Source organism: Tritonibacter sp. SIMBA_163, assembly GCF_046535935.1.
In the GTDB taxonomy this organism is placed as follows: Bacteria; Pseudomonadota; Alphaproteobacteria; order Rhodobacterales; family Rhodobacteraceae; genus Epibacterium; species Epibacterium scottomollicae.
Genome location: NZ_JAWJBP010000011.1, coordinates 93,694 through 119,167 on the forward strand (window position 1 = coordinate 93,694; position 25,474 = coordinate 119,167).

The following is a 25,474-nucleotide window of genomic DNA, read 5'->3' on the forward strand; positions in this document are numbered from 1 at the left end:
AATGCTGTTCTCTCGCCGCCCGACCGAAGACGACACGGTTGTCGCCATGCTCGCCTCTGCGATCCGGCGCGACATTTCCTTTGGCACGCTGCGCCCGGATGAGAAGCTCAAGATCGAAGCCCTGCGTCAGCGCTATGGCGGCTCCAATCATTCGATGCGGGAAACTCTGCGGATGCTGGTGTCCGAGGGCATGGTCGAAGCCACAAATCAACGCGGGTTCAGAGTGACCTCTGCAACGGAGGATGATCTTGCCGATATCCTGCTGATGCGGCTCGAGGTTGAGAAGCTGGCCCTGACACGCGCCATGGTTCAGGGCGGTGTCGATTGGGAGGCTTCCGTCGTCGCCTCGCATCACCAGATGATGCGGGCAGAGGATCAGGTGCGCGAGGATCCCAACGACGTCTCCGCGCTGGAATGGGATGAGGCCTGCCGGACACATATGTTGTCTCTGATTGCGGCCTGCAATTCGCCCCGCCTGATCGACATGGCCGGGCGGTTCTATGACCAGTCGCGCCGTTTCCGGCTGGCACGTCTGCGCGAGGGGCGGATCGCGTTCGAGGCCCGTCGTACCCGGCACGAAACACTCAAGACAGCCATCATGGACCGCGACACACAAAGGGCTCTGGCGCTTCTGGAGGAGGACATCCGGGCAGATCTGCGCGGCTGACGGAACCAGAGCCAAAGACTAAATTCCAATGGGAGGACAACAGGATGACCTTTAACAGACGACAGACACTTGCGCTCATGGGGGCGGCTGCCGCTTCTGGGCTTGCGGCACCCGCCATCGCATCGGGCAAGAAGCCGGTCGTTGGCGCGCTGAGCCTGACCAGCCACTCCGGCAGCTACATTGCGCTGGAGCGCGGCTACTTCAAGGAGGCTGGCCTCGACGTGGAGCTGAAGTTCTTTCAGGCCGCACAGCCAATGTCCGTGGCGATTGCCTCCGGCGATGTCGACTTTGGCGTCACCGCGATTTCCGGCGGTCTGCTGAGTCTCGCGGACAAGGGCGCGATCAAGGTGATCGGTGGCGCGCTCTCCGAAGAGCCGGGTATCGACGGGCAGAAAATCCTCGTCTCTGATGCGGCGTATCAGGCCGGGCTGACCTCGCCCGCGGGTCTCGACGGTCGGCGCTTTGGCATGACCACGGCGGGATCCTCGTTCCACTACATGGGGTCCAAGATCGCGGGCGCCGAAGGCGGCACGCCTCAGTTCGTGCCATTGCAAAAGGTCGGTGCCATCATCGGCGCCTTGAAGTCGGGTCAGATCGACGCCTGGTCCATTGTGCCGCATATTGCCAAACCGCTGGCGGGCTCCGGCGCGGTGCACATCATCGGGGATGTGGCGGACTACCTGCCGAACTATCAGGTCACCACGGTTTTCACCTCTGCCAAGAATGCCAGCGATGAACGTGGCCTGACCGAGAGCTTCCTCAAGGGCTTTGGCATGGGTGTCGCCGACTACAACGCCACCATGGTCGACAAGGAAAACGGTGACGAGGCCATCAACGAGATGGTCGATCTGATCCACAAATACGTCTATACCGACCGCCCGCGCGAAAAGGCCGCCCCCTCGATCATCAACGGCTCCATGCGCCTGAACAAGGATGCGGCGATCAATGTGACATCGGTTGCGGATCAGCTGGCCTGGATGCAGGCGCAGGGACTGGTGGACAGCGGCATCACGCTGGAGACCTTCCTTGATACCAGCTACGTCGAGACCATCGGCGCCTGAGCCGGAACTTCCGGGAGCGGCTCTGGCGTCGCTCCCAAGACAAGGCATATGCTCATGGATATTCGACTGGACGGGATCAGCCATGCCTATGGCGAGACCGAGGTCCTGCGGGACATATCGCTTGATGTGGCCTCGGGGCAGATCGTCTGCCTCGTGGGTCCGTCGGGCTGCGGCAAGTCTACGCTGCTGCGCTTTCTGGGCGGGCTTGAGCGGCCCTCGGCCGGGCGGGTGCTGCAACTGGGCACCCCGCCGGAGGGCTGCCTCAACCCGCTGACCTATGTGTTTCAGGACTTTGCCCTGCTGCCTTGGCGCAGCGTGCGTGGGAATATTTCGCTGGTGCTGGAGGATCACGGTATCCGCGGCGCCAAGGCGGATGAGATCATCGCGGATGTGCTCGCGCGCACCAAGCTGACCGATTTTGCCAAGGCACTGCCCAAGCAATTGTCCGGCGGCATGAAGCAACGGGTGGCGATTGCCCGCGCGCTGGCGGTGAAACCTGCGGTGATGCTGATGGACGAGCCGCTCTCCGCGCTCGACAGTCAGACGCGCGAATTGCTGATGGATGATCTGATCGCCCTTTGGGAGCGCCAGCCCTTCACCGCCGTCTATGTCACCCACAACCTCGCCGAGGCCGTGCGGCTGGGCCACAAGATCGTTGTACTGTCGCGCCGGCCGGGGCAGATCCGCGAGGTGGTTGAGATTGCAAAACCGCTGTCAGAGCGTGGATATGCGGACGCGGAGTTGGAGCAGGTACAGAAACACCTCTGGAACCTGATGCGAGACGAGGCCCGCGCGGCGGATGAGGAGCTTTTGAATGTCTGACACGTCTTTGTCGCGCCAACCGCTTGAGGTCCGTTTTCGCGGGGGCGGGTTTGCTCCCAAGGCCCACCGCTGGGTTGGCCTTGCCGTCTTTGCCGTGATCATCGGCTTTGTCGAATGGGGCACGCGGGTCGGCTTCATCTCGGCCCTGACCCTGCCCAAGCCCTCCGATGTGCTCGCCACGCTGGTGGAGCTGTGGCAATCGGGCCTGTTCGTCAAACATATGGTGCCGTCGTTGACCCGCCTTGCCGTGGGGGCCGCACTGGGCGCCAGTGTCGGCGTGGGCGTTGGCATTCTGATCGGGCTGTTCTCCTTTGTGCGCGCCGGGCTGGTGCCGCTGACGGCGGCGATCTTCCCGATCCCGAAAATCGCGCTGCTGCCGCTGTTCGTGATCTGGTTCGGCATCGACGAAGGGTCGAAATACGCATTGATCGCCTTTGGCACCTTCACGCCCACTGTGGTTGCAACCTATGGCGCGGTGGACAATGTGGATCGCTCGCTGATCCGCATGGGGCAGAGCTTCGGCCTGTCGTGGCTGTCGATCGTGCGCAAGATCGTGTTGCCCGGGGCGATGCCCGGCATCCTCTCCGGTCTGCGGATCAGCCTCGCCATCGCCATCATCCTGCTGGTCGCGGCAGAGATGTTGGGCGCGCAATACGGCATCGGAGCCTATATCCTCGAAGCGGGCTCGCTCTATGATCTGGAGCGGCTGTTTGCCGGCGTGGTGATCCTGTCGCTGCTGGGGGTGTTGACCTCCGGCGCCATCGGCATGATCGAGCGGCGGGTGCTGGACTGGCGGTCCTGACGGGCCGTTGCCAGGCGCGGTGTCAGGCGTTCCAAAGCACCGCGCCCAGGTCCGAGACATCATAGCCGCCCATGCTGGTTGCGCGCTGGGCAAAGGTTTCAGTCCGGCAGAAGGTCAGAAATGTCTGGAAAGGGGGCTCGAACCAAGCCTTGCGATCCACCAGCAGGGCAAATTCCTCCTGCACCAGCGAGGTAAACCGCAACCCGTAGCTCTGCGCCATCGCCTCAAGGCCAAAGGTCACATCCGCCGCACCCCGGCGCACGCTCTCCACCGCCTCATCCTCTGACCGGGCCACTTCGGTCAGTGTCAGCTCCGCAAGATCAAGCTGTGCCTCTGCAGCCAGATCACGGAAAAGCCGATCCGTGCCCGATCCCGGTTGGCGGGGGGCAAGGCGCAGGCCTTTGATATCGACCAGAGAGGTCAGGTCCGATTGGTCTTCGCGATGGACAAGGCCACGCTGGCGGCTGGCAAAGCGGATGAGGACGCAAGTCTGGCCCTTGGCGACACGCTGCACCGCAGGGATGTTCCAGACGCCGGACTTACTGTCCCGCAGATGCAGGCCCGCTGCGATCCCGTCGCCCTTGGCGAACCGCTCCAGCCCGTCCATTGACCCGTCGAAATAACTCGCAAGGCCGGAACGCGACTGCCGAACGGCCCAGTCGAGCAAGGGGTCATGACTGCCCAGCAGAATCTGTGGGCGGTCGACCTGCGGCTGCGGCGCGGCCCCTCCGGACTTGGCCTGCTCGATCCAGCTGCGGATTTCGGCGGCCGGAAACAGTAGCTTGCCAGTGGCGCGGGAACAGGGCACCTGGCCCGAGGCCGCCAGATCATAGATCTTGCGTTCCTTCAGGCGCAGCAGCTCCGCCAGTTCGGGGACGGTCAGGTATTCGTGGTCTGGGAAATCGAGATCGGTCATGTCGCAGTCTGTTGGGGGCGGCGAATGTGCCGCCCCGCAGACTGTATCAGTTCTTCGGCGCGTTGGGGAAGAACAGTTGCTGGTCGCTGACTTCATAAGCGGCGATGGCGCTCTGGCCATCTTCGGAGATCAGCCAATCGGCAAAGCTCTTGGCGGCCTCGACATTGACCGAGGGGCATTGCGCCGGATTGACCGGGATCACGCCATATTGGTTGAACAGATCGTCGTCACCCTCGACCTTGATCTCATAGTCCTGCTTGTTGCCAAAGCTGATCCAGGTGGCGCGGTCGGTCATCACATAGGCGCCCATGCCGATGCCTGCGTTAAGCGTCGCGCCCATGCCGGAGCCGGTCTCGCGGTACCACTCACCGGATCCGGTCGCCGGATCGACGCCCGCATCAGCCCAGAGCGCGACCTCTTTCTTATGGGTGCCGGAATCGTCCCCGCGCGAGGCAAACAGCGCCTCGGAGTCGGAGATCTTCGACAATGCACCCTGCACATCATCCATGCCACCGACGCTTGCCGGGTCTGCGGCGGGGCCCACGATGACGAAATCATTGTACATCAGGTCGGTGCGCGTGGTGCCAAATCCCGCCTCGACGAATTTCTCCTCCGACGCCTTGGCGTGGACCAGAAGCACGTCACCATCGCAGTTCTGCGCGTTCTTGATCGCCTGGCCTGTACCGACAGCAACGACATTCACCTGGATGCCAGTTTTGTCCTGAAACATCGGCAGCAGATAGTCGTAGAGGCCCGAATTCGCGGTCGATGTGGTCGATTGCACGATGATCGACTGGTCGGCGGCCATGGCGCTTGTGGCGAGAGTCAGCGCGACAATGGACGCACCGAAGGACTGGTTCAGCTTCATATGGGATCTCCCTTAAGGTGTTGGTCAGAAAACAAGTCTGCCGTTCAAATAATCCCGCGCCGCAGAGGATTGCGGTTCGGGAAAGAAGTCGCACGCCGGGCTGTGCTCGGCCACGCAGCCGCCATGCAGGAACACCACATCATCGGCGAGACGCTTGGCCTGGCCGATGTCATGGGTGACACAAATCACGCGAATGCCACTGGCGCAGGCGTCGCGCACAATGGCCTCGATCGCCTGGGCGGAGGCCGGGTCAAGGCTCGCGGTCGCCTCGTCCAGCAACAGCACCTCCGGCTCTGTCGCGAGCGCACGGGCCAAGGCAAGCCGTTGGGCCTCCCCGCCGGAAAGACGCCGAGCCGGGTGGCGGGCCTTGTGGAGCAGGCCGACGTGGTCCAGCAATGCGTCGCGCGACCGGCGAGGCTTGCCGCGCGCTTTCAGGACAAAATCAATATTGGCGGCGACGGAGCGGCGCAGCAGAACCGGCTTCTGAAAAACCAGAGCCTGCCGTTTGGTGACTTGCGCCGGGGATTGATTGCCCCATGCAATCTGTCCGGATGTGGGCGCGATCAGCCCGTGCAGGATTTTCAGTAGCAGGCTCTTGCCGGCCCCGTTGGGCCCCATGATCGCGGTGCAGCCATGGGGCGCCAGATCCAGATCGAGACCACGCAGGATGGGCGTGCCATCACAGCTCAGTTCGAGCCCGCGCACGCGCAAGGGCAGCAGATTGGCCTCACGCTGGGCTGGCCGTGCCTGTGGTGCGAAGCCAACGGTGTCGATGCTAGACATAGGCCTGCCTCCGCGCGCTCATCCGTAGGCTCTGCACTGCAGCATTGACCCCCAGTGCGATCACCAGCAGCACCAGCCCAAGCGCCAGCGCCAGCGCCAGATCCCCTTTGGAGGTTTCCAGTGCGATTGCCGTGGTCATCACACGGGTCAGATGGTCGATATTGCCGCCCACGATCATGACCGCGCCCACTTCGGCTACGGCGCGACCAAACCCGGCCAAGCCAACGGTCAGCAGCGAGTATCGGGCGTCCCACAGAAGTGCTGTGATCGTTTGCACACGGCTCAGACAGAGCGAGCGGAACTGTTCCGCGTATTCCGTATGCAAATCCTCCAGCACCTGCCGCGACAGGGCGGCGACGATCGGTGCGATCAGAATTGTCTGCGCGATGATCATCGCACTGGGGGTGTAAAGTAGGCCCAGAAAACCCAGCGGCCCAGATCGTGACAGATGCAGGTAGACCAACAGGCCAACCACGACGGGCGGCAGCCCCATCAGGGCATTCATCAGCACCAGGACCGCGCCACGACCGCGAAACCGGCTGATCGCCATCCACGCGCCGACCGGCAACCCTATGAGGCAGGCAAACATCGTGGCACTGAGGCTAACGCGCAGAGACAGGCCGACGATCTCATAGAGATCGGCGTTGCCGGAGGTTACCAGCTGAAGCGCCAGCGAGAAGGCTTCTCCCATATTCTGCAAAATTTACAGCCCGTGCATTTTGTTCCGCATTCAGGTTAGATGCCAAGCCGCGGGAGGAGCAAGTATGTCTGCGCCATCCTGCGATAAAAGGCGACATCTCGGACATTTTCGGATGCTTAACGACTGCATAATTTACGGAAGTGGACAAGTTGACCCTGGCTGGTGATGCGATTTCATCAAATCTGGATAGTCCCGCGGCGGCGGGAGTGTCTTCGTTATAGGAGGCACACACAACGGGTGGTGCTTGGCTCACTGGTGAATTCAGGCGATTTTCTCTGGCAGAGAGACTGGGTGAGACGGGCCTCGCTTTGAGCGGACGATCCGGTGCGGGCCAGGCAGGTTTTTTGCCCCCCAAGATGTGCATTTGGGGCACGTCCTTTTCAAAAGATGTCAGGCTTTTTCAGTCCTGTTCTGGTACCCTCGGCGCGGATTGTGAAAGCCATTGATGTGCTGGAAAACGTCAGCGCCGTTTCTTGGCGCATATGCTGGAGCCTGCGCCATATCATCTCTGCCTCGATGGTTTTGAGGCCAGGCTGCCGAGGTTTCACAACAGTTGCCTTTGCCGCGCATCGAGCCCTGGAAGCCGTGCTGGCACACGGGCTCTTGGCTGTCGTGAGATCAATGTTGGCAGCCGCGATCCGGGTGGTGGAGGCCGCTTCGGGGAGAACTGGCTTGCATGATCAGACCCCGGCCCCGCCGAACGCACGGCCAAGAGCTGTCCCGCCGTCTTCGGAGCCATCAGTCGTGGTTCAGGCCGCTGCGACCGAAGCGCTGGGCTTGCTCGACGGTCGAGTGTCCGGAGGATTGACAGTCAGATGTGCAGGGGGCTGTTCCAGTCGCCAACGTTCGAAGGCGGCATCAAACGCACTTTCGAGGTTGCGTGCATAGCCAGATGTATCAAACAGCGGCGTTCTTCGGCGGTTCACCATTAGTTTGCTCCGCAGGGCCAGCAACGCATCCGGGTCCTGAGCGTATTGCAACGCGCGAGCTTCGTAATCTGCGTCATCTTTTGCGATGAGCGTCGGAAGGTTCATCGCGCTCAACAGACTTGCCCCGACGCGGGCGGCAAATTGCTGTCCGGGACGTGTGAGAACGGGAAGCCCGGCCCAAAGAGCATCGCTGCAGGTCGTGTGCGCGTTGACGGCAAACGTATCGAGAAACAAATCGGCTACTTTTTGACGCGCGAGATGTTCATCCTGCTGCATGCGGCCCGCGAAGATCAACCGATCACCGCAAACGCCCCTGAGCTCAGCTTCGCGGCGCAGGTTGGCTTCTGAGGTCGGTCCACCGGACAGGAGCCATAGCACACTGCCATCGACCTTGGTCATCAGGCGCATCCAGATGTCAAATTCGCGCGGGGTGATCTTGTAGCTGTTGTTGAAGCAGCAGAAGATAAAGCCCTCTTCCGGCAGGCCGCAGTCTGCGCGTGTGAACTGTCGGGGCGCAATATGACGCTGGTCGTCGTTGGGCTGATAGCTGTGGGGCAGGCGGATCAGATGCTCTTCGAAATGACGTTCACTGCCGACGGGGCTCACCACCGAATCGGTGATCAGATAGTCCATCGCTGGGGTGCCCATGGTGCCGGGATAGCCGAGGAATGACATGTGTACGGGGGCAAGGCGGCTGGCAAAAATTCCGCTGCGAGAGCGGCCAGTGAACCCCTTCAGGTCTACCGCGATGTCCAGATCTTCCGCTTGTGCCAGCGCGATCAGGCCGTGATCCGACAGCTGCCCGACCGCGTGAAACTTGTCTGCTGCCTCGCGCGCAAAATCTTGCTGGGTATCGCTGCGATCAGGTCCATAGGAAAACAGCTGGATCTCGAAGCGCGACTTGTCATGGCTGCGCAGCAGGCCACTCATCAGGTGCATGGTGGCGTGGTTGTGGAAATCGGCCGAAAAATATCCGATGCGCAGCCGGTCGGGGCGCGATGCAGGTCTCGCGGCGCAGGGTGTTGCCGCCTGCGTCGTGGGCATATGAGATTCGGCATATGCTTGTGCGCGCAGCCGCAGCAGGTCTGGATTATCTTCTAGGCCAAGGGTCATAAACGGTGCGACAGGTGTGCCGCGCAGGCCAAGATGGCGACGATGCGTCTGATAGTCGGAAGTCCAATTGAAATCGTTGAGCATTGCCATGGCATGCAGTTTGTTCGCGCGGATGCGGTCGTCATCCGGGTTGATGGCAAGAAGTTTCGCGAACTGCGCATTTGCCGCTTCAAACTCGCGGTCCAAGCAGAGCATTTGCCCGTAGTTTGAACGCGCCTCATATAGGTCTGGAGCGTGGTCGAGGGCCTGCCTGTACAGTTCTTTGGCGCCGGCAGTGTCCCCTATCTGGCGTTTGGCATTTGCCAAGTTGTAGAGGATGACTGCGTTATCGGGCGCCAGTTCTCGCGCAGCATCGAGCAAAGGGGCCGCGTCTTCTGGGCGTCCTATCTCGGATAGGAAGTTGGCAAAATTGTTCAGCGCCAGCAGGTGATGCGCATCGAGGGTCAGCGCCATCTGATAGTGGGTTTCGGCGGCCTTGATATCGCCCTGCACCGCGTAGACATCTGCCATTCCCACGTAGGCTTCGGGGGTGCTCGGGGCCAGTTCGCGTGCGCGGTTCAAGCAGGTGAGAGCATCGTTGAGTGCGCGGCGTTTAAGGTGGCACAGACCTTGAATCGTCCACAGGAAGGCAGACGCAGCATAATGCTGGAGCAATTTGGCACAGGCTGTCGAGGCGTCTTCGTAACGGCCTGCGGCGAAGACAATCGAGACACGCTCTCGCATTGAAGACGGTAGCGGATCGTTGGCGGATTTTGGGTGTAACTGATGGGGTGGCGCCGAATCGGCGAGAGAGCGGGGTGGGGCGCTGTTCTGCGCCGCGGTCATCACATCAGCATTCTGCAGAGAGTGTGCAAAGGTCATGGAGTCCAATCTCATTTTCGCGCTCTATGGTCCCGGCCCTGGCCTGCGGTCATGCAGGAAGGCGCTTCTGCCTACCGGTGAAACTGACTATGAAACGTGAGAATTAAGATTGAATTGACTGCTTCTGGCCGCCATTCAGAGAGGCGGGCCTTGAATTCGCCATGCCGCTCGGTTACATCGCCTTCCAGTCGACAAGAGAGAGTGTGAGAGCCCTATGGCCACCATCAATCCAGTACAGTTCATCCAGCAGGTGCGCGCCGAAGTCAGCAAGGTTGTCTGGCCGACCCGCCGCGAGGTTCTGCTGACCACTGTCATGGTGTTCATCATGGCTGCGCTAACCGCGGTATTCTTTGCATTGGTGGATCTGTTGATCCGCTTTGGCTTGAATGGCGTTCTCGGGATGTTTGGTTAAGGCGCAGCTGCGCGTTTCACCAAGCCTGGCCGCGCCGTAGCCCCTTGATCTTATCCGCACAGGGGGATAGGTCAGCCGATACTGGAAGGGGCGTGCGGCGATTCGCACGCCGCTTTTTGTTGGGCTGCAGCCAAAGGCTGTTTGGAGATATTTGGCAGGTCATTCGCCTGCCGGGAACACAAGGACACTCAGGTTCATGGCGAAACGGTGGTATTCGGTCAGCGTTCTTTCGAACTTCGAAAAGAAAATCGCAGAACAGATTCGCGCCGCGGTCGTGGAGCAGAGTCTCGAGGACGAGATCGACGAGGTTCTGGTTCCCACAGAGGAAGTGATCGAAATCCGGCGTGGCAAGAAGGTTTCGACCGAACGCCGCTTCATGCCGGGCTATGTGCTTGTGCACATGGAAATGTCCGACAAGGGCTATCACCTGATTTCCTCGATCAACCGCGTCACCGGTTTTCTGGGCCCGCAAGGTCGCCCGATGCCGATGCGCGATGCTGAGGTACAGGGCATCCTGGGTCGCGTCGAGGAAGGTGTCGAAGCGCCGCGCACGCTTATCTCCTACGAGATTGGCGAGCGGGTTAAGGTCAACGATGGCCCCTTCGAGGACTTCGACGGCATGGTCGAAGGCGTCGACGACGACAACCAGAAGCTCAAGGTCACCGTGTCCATCTTTGGCCGCGAAACCCCGGTGGAGCTGGACTTCACCCAGGTGACCAAGCAGAGCTGATCCAGTCGTCCGCGAGGACAGCGATCCGAATTTCCCGTTGGGAACATGGCAGTCGGCCCCTATGATGGGGCCGATTTTCTTTTGTTCAGCCGGAGTCTGCCACCGATGAAACTGCTTGTGGTGTCGACCAATGCCGCCCTGACCATGGGAGGCGAGGCGATGAAGGCACTGCAATATGTGCAACAGCTGCTGGCGCAGGGGCGTGACGTTACCCTGATCACCCATGACCGTTGCCGCGCGGCGCTGGCAGATCAGCTGCCTGAGGGTCGGGTGATCTATGTGCGCGACAGCGCCATGATGAGGGCCTGCTGGCGCACGCCGGGGCTGGCGCGTCTGGTCAACAGTTTCTTCCATCTGGAAGTGGCACGGATCTGTCGTGACTTCGATCCGGACTGTGTCGTGATCCATTATCTCTGCCCGATTTCACCGGTAGAGCAGCGCTTCCCGCCGAAGGGGTACCGCTATGTGATCGGGCCGCTGTCGGGCAACATCTTCTACCCGCCCGGATTTCGACATCTGGCCGGGCGCGGGTTGCGGTTGCAGCAGCAGATATACCGGCCCTTGCAGAAATTACTGCGCCTGTTCTCGCGACAGTTTGCGCGCGCCGAGCGGGTGCTGGTGTCGGGCTATGACCGCACGCGGGAGGCGCTGGACTGGGCGGGCTGCCCGCCGGGTCGCATCGAGGAGGTCTGGGACGCGGGGCTGAGTGAGGCGCTGTTCGATCGTCCCCGCATCCACCCGGCAGAGAGCCCGCCGCATTTTGTCTGGATCGGGCGCATGGTGCCCTACAAAGGGGCCGAGCTGGCGATCCGAGCGCTCTCTCATGCACCGGAACAAAGCCAACTGACCCTATATGGCGATGGCCCGCAACGGGCTGAGCTGGAGGCTTTGGTGCGTGAATTGAACCTCGGTGCGCGTGTGACCTTCGCCGGGTGGTTGCCACATGATGCCCTTGCGGACACGCTGGGACGCTTTCGCGGTCTGATGTTCCCGACCCTGCGCGAGGCGAACGGGATTATCATGCAGGAAGCCATGGCCATCGGTCTTCCGGTGGTGACCCTGCGCTGGGGCGGACCGTTGGGGTTGGCCGAGGAGGGTGAGGCCTTGTTTGTCGATGCGGGCTCGCAAGGGCAGGTGGTGCGTGATCTCGCGGGCGCAATGCAGAGGCTGGCGCATGAGCCGGATCTGGCAGAGCGTATTTCGCAAGCGGCGCGCGCCAAGGCCGAAGCGGCGTTCCCTTGGGGCCGGGTTGCGGACAGCTGGTATGCCGCTGCACGCGCAGCCCATGACAGGACCGCGGGCGGATCGCAGGAGGGGCGCGCGCGGCACGTTGATGCGCCTTCAGGGGTTGATTCCGACCAACATAGGGCGTAACAGCCGCCAATCCGCCCGGTTTCTCAACCGGGTGTGATTCTTGTGGGAGGCCGAGGCGTCGCGACGCGAAGGTCGGACCACGCAACGTAATAAGGCCAAGGGGCGCGCCCTGAGGCTGTTGAATTAGGAGACAACCAGATGGCTAAGAAGCTTGTTGGTTCGATGAAACTGCAGGTTCCTGCAGGTCAGGCAAACCCATCCCCGCCAGTTGGCCCGGCCCTCGGTCAGCGCGGCATCAACATCATGGAATTCTGCAAGGCGTTCAACGCCAAGACCGCAGACATGGAGCAAGGCGCCCCTTGCCCGACCGTGATCACCTACTATCAGGACAAGTCCTTCACCATGGACATCAAGACGCCGCCCGCGTCTTACTACCTGAAGAAGGCCGCCAACCTGAAATCCGGCGCGAGCGCTCCGAGCCGTGAAGTGGCGGGCACCGTCACCGCTGCTCAGGTGAAAGAGATCGCCGAAGCGAAGATGAAAGATCTGAACGCGAACGATATCGAATCCGCGATGCAGATCATCCTGGGCTCCGCCCGTTCCATGGGCATTGAGGTGAAGTAAGATGGCAAAGCTCGGTAAACGTACCCGCGCAGCGCGCGACGCCTTCGCAGGCAAATCGAACCTCACCGTTGAAGAGGCCGTCGCACTGGTAAAGGCAAACGCCGCCACCAAATTCGACGAAACCATCGACATCGCGATGAACCTGGGCGTTGACACCCGTCACGCAGACCAGATGGTCCGCGGCGTTGTTGGCCTGCCCAACGGCACCGGCAAAACCATGCGCGTTGCTGTTTTTGCACGCGGCCCCAAAGCTGAAGAAGCTCAGGCCGCTGGGGCAGATATCGTTGGCGCAGAAGACCTGATGGAAACCATCCAGGGCGGCACCATCGAATTTGATCGCTGCATCGCGACCCCGGACATGATGCCCGTCGTTGGCCGTCTGGGTAAGATCCTTGGCCCGCGCAACCTGATGCCGAACCCCAAGGTTGGCACCGTGACCATGGACGTGAAAACCGCCGTGGAAGCTGCCAAAGGTGGTGAAGTTCAGTTCAAAGCGGAAAAAGGCGGCGTTGTGCACGCCGGCGTTGGCAAAGCGTCCTTCGACGAAGCCAAGCTGGTCGAAAACGTACGTGCCTTCATCTCTGCCGTGTCCAAGGCGAAGCCTGCAGGCGCTAAAGGCACCTACATGAAGAAAATCGCTCTGTCCTCCACCATGGGCCCGGGCGTGACGCTTGACGTGGACGGCGCTGTTTCCGAGTAATTCGGACACCTCCACTTCCTGAAAAAGAGAGGCGGCACTTTGGTGTCGCCTTTTTTTGTTCTTGATTGGCCGCTATGTGGGAGTGCGTTGAGGCAGGTGGCTTTGGCGCGCAGATCAGGCAAAATGCGCGGGTTGGTCAACGAAGGTGTGGGAAAAACGCGGAAATGGCAGAGGCTGAGTCACAGGTCTGGCGGGTTGGCGCCATCATGAACGAACCTCTGCCGGAGGTGCTGAAGTTCTGCGCATGGTATCTTGCGCTTGGCGCCGACGAGGTGGTGATCTGCTTTGACAATCCTGATGATCCGGCGATCGACATCTTGTCTGACCATCCTCGCTTGCGCTGTATTTCCTGTACCCCCGCGTTTTGGCAGTCTCTGGGCCTCACTGCTGATGACGCCTTTGTCACCCGCCAGAATGCAGCGCTGACATGGATCTATCAGAAGTATCCTGATGGTTGGCTGCTGAATGTCGATGCGGACGAGTTCTTGTTTTTCGAGGGACGCAGCGTTGCGGACGTGCTTGCAGGCGTTCCCATCGACAAGAAGTCGCTTCGGGTAAAGACCGCCGAACGGATCATGGCGCAGGATGAGGCGGTGCTCACGCATTTCCGTCTGCCGATGGAGCGCGCTGTGCGTCACGCGGTTTACGGCGAAGACGCGCAGCTGTTTGGTCCACGTCGGCAGGGCTTGGTCGGCCATGCGCATGGAAAATCTATCGTGCGCTGCGGTATCGAAGGTCTGGTCCTGCGTCAGCACTGGCCGCGATATCTGCGCTCAGATGGCGCTGACGAAATGGTCCTGCACAATGAGGATGGCGCATACCTGTTGCATATGATCGGTGAGAGCTACGAGATTTGGCGCCACAAGCTGGCTTGGCGCTCGCATGCGCGTGGGTTTACCGACGGGCTGACCGACCGGGTGAAGCTTGCTCAACGCTCCAGCGATCCCGAAGAGGCTTTGCGGGATTTGCATCAGCGGCTTCACCATGCAACACCGGAGCGATTGGCGGCGCTGAACGCGCAGGGCGTGCTCTTGACCCTTTCAATGGATATCGACGCGCTGGTGCGCGAGTACTTCTGGGTGTCAGCATCGGACCTGGATGCTACCGGCAAAGGGCAAGAGACATAAAATGCGCAGCTGTAAAGGGTGAGGGCGTGAGAATGACAACATGGTCCGTGGTCGCGATCCTGAAGGAGCCCTGGCCTGTTCTGGAGCGGTTCATCTCCTGGCATCTGGCGGCTGGCGCGGAGCGTTTGCATCTGGTCTTTGATGATCCTGAGGACCCGTCGATTTCTCGGCTCGAAGGTCATCCTGCACTTGATATTCACCGCGCGACGCCTGACTTCTGGCGGTCTTGCGGCGCCAAGCCTGACGGGCACTTTACCCATCGGCAAAACATGTCGATGAACTACCTCTACCAGCGCGCGACCAGCGATTGGGTTTTGAACCTTGACGGTGATGAGCTGGTTTATTGTCGTGACGGTCGGTTGGCTGATCTTCTCGACACGCAGCCTCCCGAGGTTCGCAGTCTGCTTTTGGGCGTGGCGGAGCATGTCGGGCGTCGCGCCGATGGCGCGTGCGATCAGTTCCGTCTCCCCATGTGGCCGCGTCTGTCGCGCCGGGTCTATGGCGAGTTTTCACGCTACATGGAGGGCAACAAGGGGCTGGTGGGGCATACCGTCGGCAAAAGCGTTGTTCGTACTGGCATTGCCTCCAAGCGGTTCCATCCTCATTGGCTGGTGGCAGAAGATGGCACCCGCATCTTGGACAAGAAAATCGTTGCGGAAGATGGCGCCGGGATCCTGCACTTCTATGCTGATCGCTATGACGTGTGGCGGCGCAAGCTTGAATATCGGGTGCAGGCACAGGCACGCAGTCGACGTACAGAGATCCTCGATGCCTTGCTTGAGATACTGGACACGGGTGATGAGGCGCGGCTTCGGGATTTCTATCAGCGCATGCATCACCTTGATGCGCGACAGGCCAAGTTGCTTTTGTCGCGCGATCGGCTGCTGGAGGTGGATGTCACTCATGCACCTCTGTTCGACGGGCCTGCGGAGGGGGTCTCCGAACCTTGCGAGACTGCGCCGTTTTCCAATTAAGGGGTTGGAAATCTGGCTTCGCAGGACTATGTACGGCCCACGGAGCAAAGCGTGCGATTCGTCGCGCGCTTTATTCCTTTTCGTCCAAGAAGGTGGGTGACCTGTCGATCGGGTCTTAATTTCCCTCCTGAGACGGGTAAAGACCAAGATTAGATCGAGGGTTTTCTAGCTCTCGGGCGACTTTGGCTAAAACCCCGTAAAACGGACTGGACCGCCGGACCCCTCGGGGTGCGGCAGAAATGAGCCGGGGCATTTGCCCCTAACTTGGAGAGAACTGTGGATAGAGCCCAGAAAGAGAAAGTGGTCGAGGAACTCGGCCAGATCTTCGAAAGCTCTGGCGTGGTGGTCGTAGCCCACTACACCGGTCTGACAGTTGCCGAGATGCAGGACCTTCGCGCACGTGCTCGTGACGCGGGCGGCTCCGTGCGTGTTGCCAAAAACAGGCTCGCCAAAATCGCCCTCGAGGGTAAGCCGTGTGAAAACATGTCTGACCTGCTGACAGGGATGACCGTACTGACCTATTCCGAAGACCCCGTGTCCGCCGCCAAGGTGGCCGAGGGTTTCGCCAAGGATAACAAAAAGTTTGAGATCCTCGGCGGCGCAATGGGTGAGAACGCTCTTGACCGCGCAGGCGTCGAAGCCGTGTCGAAAATGCCGTCCCGTGATGAGCTCATTGCTCAGATCGCAAGCTGCATTGGCGCACCGGCCTCCAACATCGCCGGCGCAATTGGCGCACCTGCAAGCAACATCGCAAGCATTCTTTCGACCATCGAAGAGAAGGCGGAAGCTGCGTAAGCGGTTGGCACTTAATGACTGGCGTAGGGCGCAAACTGCCCACGTTGGAACACACATCTGTAAACGGAAAGAGCTGATACAATGGCTGATCTGAAAGCACTCGCGGAAAGCATCGTTGGTCTGACCCTGCTGGAAGCACAAGAACTGAAAACCATCCTCAAGGACGAGTATGACATCGAGCCCGCAGCTGGCGGCGCCGTGATGATGGCTGGTCCTGCAGGCGGCGACGCAGCTGCTGAGGAAGAAAAAACTGAATTCGACGTCGTTCTGAAGAACGCCGGCGCGTCCAAGATCAACGTGATCAAAGAAGTCCGCGGCATCACCGGCCTGGGCCTCAAAGAAGCCAAAGAGCTCGTTGAAGCTGGCGGCAAGATCAAAGAAGCTGTGTCCAAGGACGAAGCTGAAGAGATCAAAGGCAAGCTGGAAGCAGCTGGCGCCGAAGTCGAGCTGGCCTAAGCTAGCGCGCGGGGACATTTGGGCGCGAATTCACTCTGGATTTTTTCAGGTGACTTCTGCTCTATAGGCCTCGAAATTATTGGCTGGATCCGGGGAAACCCGGGTCCGGCTGAATCTGTCTCAGAAAGGGGCCTTTCTACCGGACGTCAGGTAGGCCCTTTTTTCAGGCGAGGTTCGTTGGATCGGGAGGCCGCCATTCGGGACGGTGGCCATGAATTGATCCAGACCACGCTGTCTCTGACGGACGAGGTGCCGGGGCCCGGCGGCATCCTTGTGTGTTGAGAACTCTGAAAGGTGACATCTGACATGGCTCAATCGTTCCTTGGCCAGAAACGTCTTCGCAAATATTACGGCAAGATCCGCGAAGTGCTGGACATGCCGAACCTCATCGAGGTCCAGAAATCTTCCTACGATCTATTCCTTCGCTCCGGCGATGAAGCCCTGCCGCTCGACGGCGAGGGCATCAAAGGCGTGTTCCAGTCGGTTTTCCCGATCAAGGATTTCAACGAAACCTCCGTTCTGGAGTTCGTGAGCTACGCGCTTGAGCGTCCGAAGTACGACGTCGACGAGTGCATGCAGCGTGACATGACCTATGCGGCTCCGCTGAAGGTCACCCTGCGTTTGATCGTCTTTGATGTCGATGAGGACACCGGCGCCAAATCCGTGAAGGACATCAAGGAACAGGACGTCTTCATGGGCGATATGCCCCTGATGACCCCGAACGGCACATTTGTCGTCAACGGCACCGAGCGTGTGATCGTGTCCCAGATGCACCGTTCGCCGGGCGTGTTCTTCGACCACGACAAGGGCAAGACCCACTCCTCGGGCAAGTTGCTGTTCGCCTGCCGCATCATCCCGTATCGCGGCTCCTGGCTCGATTTCGAATTCGACGCCAAGGACATCGTGTTTGCCCGCATCGACCGTCGCCGCAAGCTGCCGGTGACCACGCTGCTCTATGCCCTGGGTCTCGACCAGGAAGGCATCATGGATGCCTACTACAACACCGTGAACTTCAAGCTTGAGAAGTCGCGCGGCTGGGTCGCGCCGTTCTTCCCCGAGCGCGTGCGCGGCACCCGTCCGACCTATGACCTCGTGGATGCCGCCACTGGCGAAATCATTTGCGAAGCCGGCAAGAAGGTCACCCCGCGCGCCGTCAAGAAGATGATCGACGAAGGCAACATCACCGAGCTGCTGGTGCCCTTCGAGCATATCGTCGGCAAATATGTCGCCAAGGACATCATCAACGAAGAAAACGGCGCGATCTACGTCGAAGCCGGTGATGAGCTGACCTTGGAATACGACAAAGATGGCGACATCATTGGCGGCTCCGTCAAGGAACTGCTGGATGCGGGCGTCACCGACATTCCGGTTCTCGACATCGACAACATCAATGTCGGTCCCTACATGCGCAACACCATGGCGGCAGACAAGAACATGGGCCGCGACACCGCGCTCATGGACATCTACCGCGTGATGCGTCCGGGCGAGCCGCCCACCGTCGAAGCCGCCTCCGCGCTGTTCGACACGCTGTTCTTTGATTCCGAGCGTTATGACCTCTCCGCTGTGGGTCGCGTGAAGATGAACATGCGTCTGGCACTGGATGCAGAAGACACCATGCGCACCCTGCGCAAGGAAGACATCGTCGCCTGTATCAAGGCGCTGGTGGAGCTGCGTGACGGCAAGGGCGACATCGACGACATCGACCACCTCGGCAACCGTCGTGTGCGCTCGGTTGGCGAGCTGATGGAAAACCAGTACCGCGTTGGTCTGCTGCGCATGGAACGCGCGATCAAGGAACGTATGTCCTCGGTCGAGATCGACACCGTGATGCCGCAGGATCTGATCAACGCCAAGCCCGCTGCCGCGGCTGTGCGTGAATTCTTCGGCTCTTCGCAGCTGTCGCAGTTCATGGACCAGACCAACCCGCTGTCGGAAGTCACCCACAAACGCCGTCTCTCGGCGCTTGGCCCCGGCGGTCTGACCCGCGAGCGTGCCGGCTTTGAGGTGCGCGACGTTCACCCGACCCACTATGGTCGGATGTGCCCGATTGAAACGCCGGAAGGTCCGAACATTGGTCTGATCAACTCGCTGGCGACCTTTGCCCGGGTGAACAAATACGGCTTCATCGAGACCCCTTATCGCGTTGTGAACGACGGTCAGGTGACCGATGAGGTTCACTACATGTCGGCGACAGAGGAAATGCGTCACACCGTGGCGCAGGCGAACGCAAACCTCGACGAGAACAACCGCTTCGTGAATGACCTCGTGTCCACCCGTCAGTCGGGTGACTACACGCTGGCCCCGAACGAAAGCGTTGACCTCATCGACGTTTCGCCCAAGCAGCTGGTATCGGTTGCGGCCTCGCTCATTCCGTTCCTTGAAAACGACGATGCTAACCGCGCTCTGATGGGTTCGAACATGCAACGTCAGGCGGTTCCGCTGCTGCGCGCCGAGGCGCCGCTGGTCGGCACCGGCATCGAGGAAATCGTGGCGCGCGACTCCGGTGCGGCGATCATGGCGAAACGCGCAGGCGTGATCGACCAGATCGACGCCCAGCGTATCGTGATCCGCGCCACCTCCGATCTGGAGATGGGCGACGCGGGTGTGGACATCTACCGCATGCGCAAGTTCCAGCGCTCGAACCAGAACACCTGCATCAACCAGCGTCCGCTGGTGAAAGTGGGTCAGACGGTCTCAAAGGGCGAAGTGATTGCAGATGGTCCGTCCACCGACATGGGTGAACTGGCGCTCGGCAAGAACGTCGTCGTCGCCTTCATGCCCTGGAATGGCTACAACTACGAAGACTCCATCCTGATCTCCGAGCGGATTGCCCGTGACGACGTCTTTACCTCGATCCACATCGAGGAATTCGAAGTCGCCGCCCGTGACACCAAGCTTGGTCCGGAAGAGATCACCCGCGACATCCCGAACGTCGGCGAGGAAGCCCTGCGCAACCTCGACGAAGCGGGCATCGTCTACATCGGTGCTGATGTGGAACCGGGCGATATCCTCGTGGGTAAGATCACGCCGAAGGGTGAAAGCCCGATGACGCCGGAAGAAAAGCTTCTGCGTGCCATCTTTGGCGAGAAAGCCTCCGACGTGCGCGACACCTCGCTGCGTGTGAAGCCGGGTGACTACGGTACTGTTGTCGAAGTGCGTGTCTTCAACCGCCATGGTGTGGAAAAAGACGAACGTGCGCTGCAGATCGAGCGTGAAGAAGTCGAACGTCTGGCCCGTGACCGGGACGATGAGCTCGGCATTCTGGACCGCAACATCTACGCGCGTCTGCGTGACCTCCTGATGGGCAAGACTGCCGTCAAGGGTCCCAAGGGCGTGCGCGGCAACACCGTCATCGACGAGGACCTGCTGGACAACCAGCTGACCCGTGGTCAGTGGTGGATGCTGGCGCTTGAGGACGAGAAAGACGCTCAGATCCTCGAAGCCCTGAACGAGCAGTACGAAGCACAAAAGCGTGCTCTGGATGCCCGTTTCGAGGACAAGGTCGAGAAAGTCCGTCGTGGCGACGATCTGCCGCCGGGCGTGATGAAGATGGTCAAGGTCTTCATCGCCGTGAAGCGCAAGCTGCAGCCGGGCGACAAGATGGCCGGTCGTCACGGGAACAAGGGTGTTATCTCCCGCGTGGTGCCGATGGAGGACATGCCGTTCCTCGCAGATGGTACTCCGGTGGACTTCTGCCTCAACCCGCTCGGCGTGCCGTCGCGTATGAACGTCGGTCAGATTCTTGAAACCCACATGGGTTGGGCCGCGCGCGGTCTGGGTCTGAAAATCGACGATGCGCTGCAGGACTATCGCCGGACCGGTGATCTGACCCCTGTGCGTGACGCCATGCGTGAAGCCTATGGTGAGGATGTCTACGACGAGGGCATCTCCGACATGGACGAGACACAGCTGGTTGAAGCGGCGGGCAACGTGACCCGCGGTGTTCCGATCGCCACGCCGGTCTTCGACGGTGCCAAGGAAGATGACGTCAACGACTCGCTGATCCGCGCAGGCTTTGACAAATCCGGTCAGTCGATCCTGTTCGACGGCCGCACCGGCGAGCAGTTCGCGCGCCCGGTTACCGTCGGCATCAAGTACCTGCTGAAGCTGCACCACCTGGTGGACGATAAGATCCACGCCCGTTCCACTGGTCCGTACTCGCTGGTCACCCAGCAGCCGCTCGGTGGTAAGGCGCAGTTCGGTGGTCAGCGCTTTGGTGAGATGGAAGTCTGGGCTCTGGAAGCCTACGGCGCCGCCTACACCCTGCAGGAGATGCTCACCGTGAAATCGGATGACGTCGCCGGCCGGACCAAGGTCTATGAGTCGATCGTCAAGGGCGAGGACAACTTTGAAGCGGGCGTTCCCGAGAGCTTTAACGTTCTCGTCAAGGAAGTCCGCGGCCTCGGCCTGAACATGGAACTCCTGGATGCGGAGGTTGAGGAGTAAGGGCCCCGCGCCCTTACCCCACTCCCCCCTTCCGCAAAATTTGAGGTATCAAAATGAACCAGGAACTGACGAACAATCCGTTCAATCCGCTGACCCCGCAGAAGGTCTTTGACGAGATCAAGGTCTCTCTGGCGTCGCCGGAACGCATTTTGTCTTGGTCCTACGGCGAAATCAAAAAGCCGGAAACCATCAACTACCGTACGTTCAAGCCTGAGCGTGATGGTCTGTTCTGCGCGCGTATCTTTGGCCCGATCAAGGACTACGAATGCCTGTGCGGCAAATATAAGCGCATGAAATATCGCGGCGTCGTCTGCGAGAAATGCGGTGTGGAAGTCACGCTGCAGAAGGTCCGTCGCGAGCGTATGGGCCACATCGAGCTGGCCTCGCCGGTCGCGCATATCTGGTTCCTGAAGTCGCTTCCGTCCCGGATCGGCCTCATGCTGGACATGACCCTGCGTGATCTGGAACGTGTTCTCTACTTTGAAAACTACGTTGTGATCGAACCCGGTCTGACAGATCTGACTTACGGTCAGATGATGACCGAAGAAGAGTTCATGGACGCTCAGGACGCCTATGGCATGGACGCTTTCACCGCCAACATCGGTGCTGAAGCGATCCGTGAAATGCTGGCGGCGATCGATCTGGAAGCTGAAGCAGAGCACCTGCGTGCCGAGCTGGCCGAAGCCACCGGTGAGCTGAAGCCCAAGAAGATCATCAAACGTCTGAAAGTCGTGGAATCCTTCCTCGAGTCGGGTAACCGTCCCGAGTGGATGATCATGACCGTGATCCCGGTCATCCCGCCGGAACTGCGGCCGCTGGTTCCGCTGGATGGTGGTCGCTTTGCGACGTCCGACCTCAACGACCTCTATCGTCGTGTGATCAACCGAAACAACCGTCTGAAGCGTCTGATCGAATTGCGTGCGCCTGACATCATCGTCCGCAACGAAAAGCGGATGCTGCAAGAGTCGGTTGACGCTCTGTTCGACAACGGCCGTCGTGGTCGCGTCATCACCGGTGCCAACAAGCGCCCGCTGAAGTCGCTCTCCGACATGCTGAAGGGTAAGCAAGGTCGCTTCCGTCAGAACCTTTTGGGTAAGCGCGTCGACTTCTCCGGTCGTTCGGTGATTGTGACCGGCCCGGAACTGAAGCTGCACCAGTGCGGTCTGCCCAAGAAGATGGCGCTCGAACTCTTCAAGCCGTTCATCTATTCGCGTCTGGAGGCCAAAGGTCTGTCCTCCACCGTGAAGCAGGCGAAGAAGCTCGTCGAAAAAGAGCGTCCCGAAGTTTGGGACATCCTCGATGAGGTGATCCGGGAGCACCCGGTGATGCTGAACCGCGCACCGACGCTGCACCGTCTTGGTATTCAGGCGTTCGAACCCACGCTGATCGAAGGTAAAGCGATCCAGCTTCACCCGCTCGTCTGTTCCGCGTTCAACGCGGACTTCGACGGCGACCAGATGGCTGTGCACGTCCCGCTGAGCCTTGAGGCCCAGTTGGAAGCGCGCGTCCTGATGATGTCCACGAACAACGTTCTGTCGCCTGCAAACGGCGCGCCGATCATCGTTCCCTCGCAGGATATGATCTTGGGCCTTTACTATCTCACGCTGGCGCGTGAAGGCGTGAAGGGCGAAGGCATGGTCTTTGGCAACCTGGACGAGGTGCATCACGCGCTGAACGCCGGGGTTGTGCATCTGCACTCCAAGGTGACCGTGCGGGTTCCGCAGATCGACGAAGAGGGCAACGAAGTCTTCGAACGCTTTGAGACCACACCGGGCCGTGCCCTGTTGGGGGCTCTGCTGCCGAAGAACGCCAAGGCGCCCTTCGAGCTGGTCAACCGTCTGCTGCGCAAACGCGAAGTTCAGCAGGTCATCGACACCGTCTACCGTTACTGCGGTCAGAAAGAGTCCGTGATCTTCTGTGACCAGATCATGACCATGGGCTTCCGTGAAGCGTTCAAGGCCGGCATCTCGTTCGGTAAGGACGACATGGTGATCCCAGAGAGCAAGTGGACCATCGTGGACAGCACGCGTGATCAGGTGAAAGACTTTGAACAGCAGTACATGGACGGTCTGATCACTCAGGGCGAAAAGTACAACAAAGTCGTGGATGCCTGGTCGAAGTGTAACGACAAGCTGACCGAGGCCATGATGTCCACCATCTCGGCGGTCAAGAAGGACGAGGATGGCTCCGACATGGAACCGAACTCGGTCTACATGATGGCCCACTCCGGTGCGCGTGGCTCCGTGACGCAGATGCGTCAGCTGGGCGGCATGCGCGGGCTGATGGCCAAGCCGAACGGCGACATCATCGAGACACCGGTTATCTCGAACTTTAAAGAAGGTCTGACCGTTCTGGAGTACTTCAACTCCACCCACGGTGCCCGTAAGGGTCTGTCGGATACCGCTTTGAAGACCGCGAACTCCGGTTACCTCACCCGTCGTCTGGTGGACGTGGCGCAGGACTGCATCGTGCGCGAGCATGATTGTGGCACCGAACGTGCGATCACCGCAGAGGCGGCTGTCAACGACGGTGAAGTCGTGGCCTCCATCGGCGAGCGCATCCTGGGTCGCGTTGCGGCAGATGATGTGAAGCGTCCCGGCACCGAAGAGATCCTGCTGGCCGCCGGTCAGCTGATCGACGAACGCATGGCGGATACAATCGAAGAAGCCGGCGTTCAGTCCATGCGCATCCGCAGCCCGCTGACCTGTGAAAGCGAAGAGGGCGTCTGCGCCATGTGCTATGGCCGTGACCTTGCACGCGGTACCATGGTCAACTCCGGTGAGGCTGTCGGCATCATCGCGGCGCAATCGATCGGTGAACCCGGTACACAGCTGACGATGCGGACGTTCCACATCGGCGGCGTGGCACAGGGTGGCCAGCAGTCCTTCCTCGAGGCGTCCCAGGAGGGCAAGATCGTGTTCGAGAACACGAACACGCTCACCAACTCCAGCGGCGAAGTTCTGACCGTGGGTCGGAACATGAAGCTGATCATCCAGGACGAGCACGGCGAAGAGCGGTCCAGCCACAAGCTGGGCTACGGCACCAAGCTGTTCGTCAAGGAAGGCCAGTCGGTCAACCGTGGCGACAAGCTGTTCGAATGGGATCCCTATACCCTGCCGATCATCGCCGAGAAGCCGGGTACCGCGAAATACGTCGACCTGGTCAATGGCCTGGCTGTGCGTGAGGAAACCGACGATGCCACCGGCATGACCCAGAAGATCGTGATCGACTGGCGTGCGGCACCGAAGGGGTCCGATCTGAAGCCGGAAATCATCCTTGTGGATGCGGATGGCGAGCCGGTGCGCAACGATCTGGGCAACCCGGTGACCTATCCGATGTCGGTGGATGCGATCCTGTCGGCGGAAGATGGTCAGGTGATCGAAACCGGTGACGTCGTGGCGCGTATCCCGCGTGAAGGCGCCAAGACCAAGGACATTACCGGTGGTCTGCCGCGTGTGGCCGAACTGTTCGAAGCCCGCCGTCCGAAAGATCACGCGATCATCGCCGAAATCGATGGTTACGTGCGCTTTGGTCGCGACTACAAGAACAAGCGCCGCATCTCGATCGAGCCCGCGGATGAGACCATGGACGCCGTGGAATACATGGTGCCCAAGGGCAAGCACATCCCGGTTGTCGAAGGCGACTTCGTCCAGAAGGGCGACTACATCATGGACGGCAACCCGGCGCCGCATGACATCCTCTCCATCATGGGTGTCGAAGCGCTGGCCAACTACATGATCGACGAAGTCCAGGACGTTTATCGTCTGCAGGGTGTGAAGATCAACGACAAGCACATCGAGGTGATCGTTCGCCAGATGCTGCAGAAGTGGGAGATCTCCGACTCCGGCGAGACCACGCTGCTCAAGGGCGAGCACGTGGACAAGCAAGAGTTCGATCAGGCCAACGAGAAGGCGCTGTCGCGTGGCAAACGTCCGGCTCAGGGTGCACCCATCCTGCTTGGTATCACCAAGGCGTCGCTGCAGACCCGCTCCTTCATCTCGGCGGCCTCCTTCCAGGAGACCACTCGGGTGCTCACCGAAGCGTCGGTTCAGGGCAAGCGGGACAAGCTGGTTGGTCTCAAAGAGAACGTCATCGTGGGTCGCCTGATCCCAGCCGGTACCGGTGGCGCCACTCAGCAGGTCCGTCAGGTTGCATCCAGCCGTGACAATGTGGTCCTCGAGGCCCGTCGCATCGAGGCCGAAGCGGCTGCTGCCTTGGCGGCACCGATGATGGACGAGGACGCAGGTGACGCGGACTTCCTGGTGGAAACGCCGGAGAGCCGCGACTGAGAAACCTCGGTTTCGACATGATTTGAGGGAGCCCCGCGTCCACCGTGACGCGGGGCTTTTTCGTTTCGCACGCGGGGCGCTGCAC

Annotated in this window: 20 protein-coding genes; 15 read left to right on the forward strand and 5 right to left on the reverse strand. The window is 60.4% G+C overall.

All coding sequences use genetic code 11. The features are described from left to right. Position 1 precedes the first annotated feature (1 nt). From R0J92_RS15505 to R0J92_RS15520, 4 genes are read left to right on the forward strand one after another with little or no spacing between them, the layout of a single operon-like run. Complete coding sequence (locus tag R0J92_RS15505; RefSeq protein WP_317384604.1) at positions 2–667, forward strand: GntR family transcriptional regulator; 666 nt, start codon at positions 2–4, stop codon at positions 665–667. 44 nt (positions 668–711) lie between these two features. Further along, positions 712–1,728, forward strand: coding sequence for an ABC transporter substrate-binding protein (locus R0J92_RS15510; RefSeq protein WP_317384603.1), 1,017 nt, complete (start codon positions 712–714; stop codon positions 1,726–1,728). A 54-nt stretch (positions 1,729–1,782) separates the two neighbouring features. Further along, entirely contained in the window at positions 1,783–2,550 is a 768-nt protein-coding gene (locus R0J92_RS15515; RefSeq protein WP_106164950.1) for an ABC transporter ATP-binding protein, read from the forward strand. Continuing rightward, on the forward strand, positions 2,543–3,352 hold the full coding sequence (locus R0J92_RS15520; protein ID WP_411052302.1) for an ABC transporter permease: 810 nt from the start codon (positions 2,543–2,545) through the stop codon (positions 3,350–3,352). Before R0J92_RS15515 ends, R0J92_RS15520 begins: the two co-directional genes overlap by 8 nt. 22 nt (positions 3,353–3,374) lie before the next feature. Here the strand turns inward: R0J92_RS15520 and R0J92_RS15525 are convergent, their stop codons facing one another. The 5 genes from R0J92_RS15525 to R0J92_RS15545 form a co-directional block, all read right to left on the reverse strand. Beyond that, positions 3,375–4,268 (reverse strand): substrate-binding domain-containing protein, encoded by an 894-nt coding sequence (locus R0J92_RS15525; protein WP_411052303.1) that lies wholly within the window; start codon positions 4,266–4,268, stop codon positions 3,375–3,377. Between the two features lie 46 nt (positions 4,269–4,314). Continuing rightward, positions 4,315–5,136, reverse strand: coding sequence for a substrate-binding domain-containing protein (locus R0J92_RS15530; RefSeq protein ID WP_411052304.1), 822 nt, complete (start codon positions 5,134–5,136; stop codon positions 4,315–4,317). A gap of 24 nt (positions 5,137–5,160) precedes the next feature. Next, positions 5,161–5,919 carry an ATP-binding cassette domain-containing protein gene (locus R0J92_RS15535; RefSeq protein ID WP_411052305.1) on the reverse strand — a complete coding sequence of 253 codons (759 nt, stop codon included), beginning with the start codon at positions 5,917–5,919 and terminating at the stop codon, positions 5,161–5,163. After that, positions 5,912–6,619 carry an ABC transporter permease gene (locus tag R0J92_RS15540; RefSeq protein ID WP_317384597.1) on the reverse strand — a complete coding sequence of 236 codons (708 nt, stop codon included), beginning with the start codon at positions 6,617–6,619 and terminating at the stop codon, positions 5,912–5,914. Before R0J92_RS15540 ends, R0J92_RS15535 begins: the two co-directional genes overlap by 8 nt. 749 nt (positions 6,620–7,368) lie before the next feature. Then, positions 7,369–9,486, reverse strand: coding sequence for a tetratricopeptide repeat protein (locus R0J92_RS15545; RefSeq protein WP_411052306.1), 2,118 nt, complete (start codon positions 9,484–9,486; stop codon positions 7,369–7,371). Positions 9,487–9,736: 250 nt separating this feature from the next. On the opposite strand from R0J92_RS15545, the gene secE reads away from it, so the two are divergent. The 11 genes from secE to rpoC all read left to right on the forward strand — a co-directional run bounded on the left by secE (position 9,737) and on the right by rpoC (position 25,389). Next, positions 9,737–9,934 carry a preprotein translocase subunit SecE gene (gene secE / locus R0J92_RS15550; protein WP_106164957.1) on the forward strand — a complete coding sequence of 66 codons (198 nt, stop codon included), beginning with the start codon at positions 9,737–9,739 and terminating at the stop codon, positions 9,932–9,934. Between the two features lie 196 nt (positions 9,935–10,130). Next, positions 10,131–10,664 (forward strand): transcription termination/antitermination protein NusG, encoded by a 534-nt coding sequence (gene nusG / locus R0J92_RS15555; RefSeq protein WP_106164958.1) that lies wholly within the window; start codon positions 10,131–10,133, stop codon positions 10,662–10,664. Between the two features lie 105 nt (positions 10,665–10,769). Beyond that, positions 10,770–12,038, forward strand: a complete 1,269-nt coding sequence (locus tag R0J92_RS15560; RefSeq protein ID WP_411052307.1) for a glycosyltransferase family 4 protein — start codon at positions 10,770–10,772, stop codon at positions 12,036–12,038. 138 nt (positions 12,039–12,176) lie between these two features. Beyond that, positions 12,177–12,602 carry a 50S ribosomal protein L11 gene (gene rplK / locus R0J92_RS15565; protein WP_106164959.1) on the forward strand — a complete coding sequence of 142 codons (426 nt, stop codon included), beginning with the start codon at positions 12,177–12,179 and terminating at the stop codon, positions 12,600–12,602. 1 nt (position 12,603) lies between these two features. Then, on the forward strand, positions 12,604–13,302 hold the full coding sequence (rplA, locus tag R0J92_RS15570; protein ID WP_106164960.1) for a 50S ribosomal protein L1: 699 nt from the start codon (positions 12,604–12,606) through the stop codon (positions 13,300–13,302). Positions 13,303–13,466: 164 nt separating this feature from the next. Beyond that, positions 13,467–14,429, forward strand: coding sequence for a glycosyltransferase family 2 protein (locus R0J92_RS15575; protein WP_411052308.1), 963 nt, complete (start codon positions 13,467–13,469; stop codon positions 14,427–14,429). Between the two features lie 32 nt (positions 14,430–14,461). Beyond that, a complete protein-coding gene (locus R0J92_RS15580) occupies positions 14,462–15,403 on the forward strand; it encodes a glycosyltransferase family 2 protein (RefSeq protein WP_411052309.1) in 942 nt (313 codons plus the stop codon). Positions 15,404–15,679: 276 nt separating this feature from the next. Further along, the gene (gene rplJ, locus R0J92_RS15585) at positions 15,680–16,198 is read left to right on the forward strand and encodes a 50S ribosomal protein L10 (protein WP_106164963.1); all 519 of its coding nucleotides are present in this window, start codon (positions 15,680–15,682) and stop codon (positions 16,196–16,198) included. Positions 16,199–16,279: 81 nt separating this feature from the next. Next, positions 16,280–16,654, forward strand: a complete 375-nt coding sequence (gene rplL / locus R0J92_RS15590; protein WP_106164964.1) for a 50S ribosomal protein L7/L12 — start codon at positions 16,280–16,282, stop codon at positions 16,652–16,654. Between the two features lie 306 nt (positions 16,655–16,960). Continuing rightward, on the forward strand, positions 16,961–21,100 hold the full coding sequence (rpoB, locus tag R0J92_RS15595; protein WP_106164965.1) for a DNA-directed RNA polymerase subunit beta: 4,140 nt from the start codon (positions 16,961–16,963) through the stop codon (positions 21,098–21,100). A gap of 53 nt (positions 21,101–21,153) precedes the next feature. Then, on the forward strand, positions 21,154–25,389 hold the full coding sequence (rpoC, locus tag R0J92_RS15600; protein ID WP_317384592.1) for a DNA-directed RNA polymerase subunit beta': 4,236 nt from the start codon (positions 21,154–21,156) through the stop codon (positions 25,387–25,389). Positions 25,390–25,474: the final 85 nt, after the last annotated feature.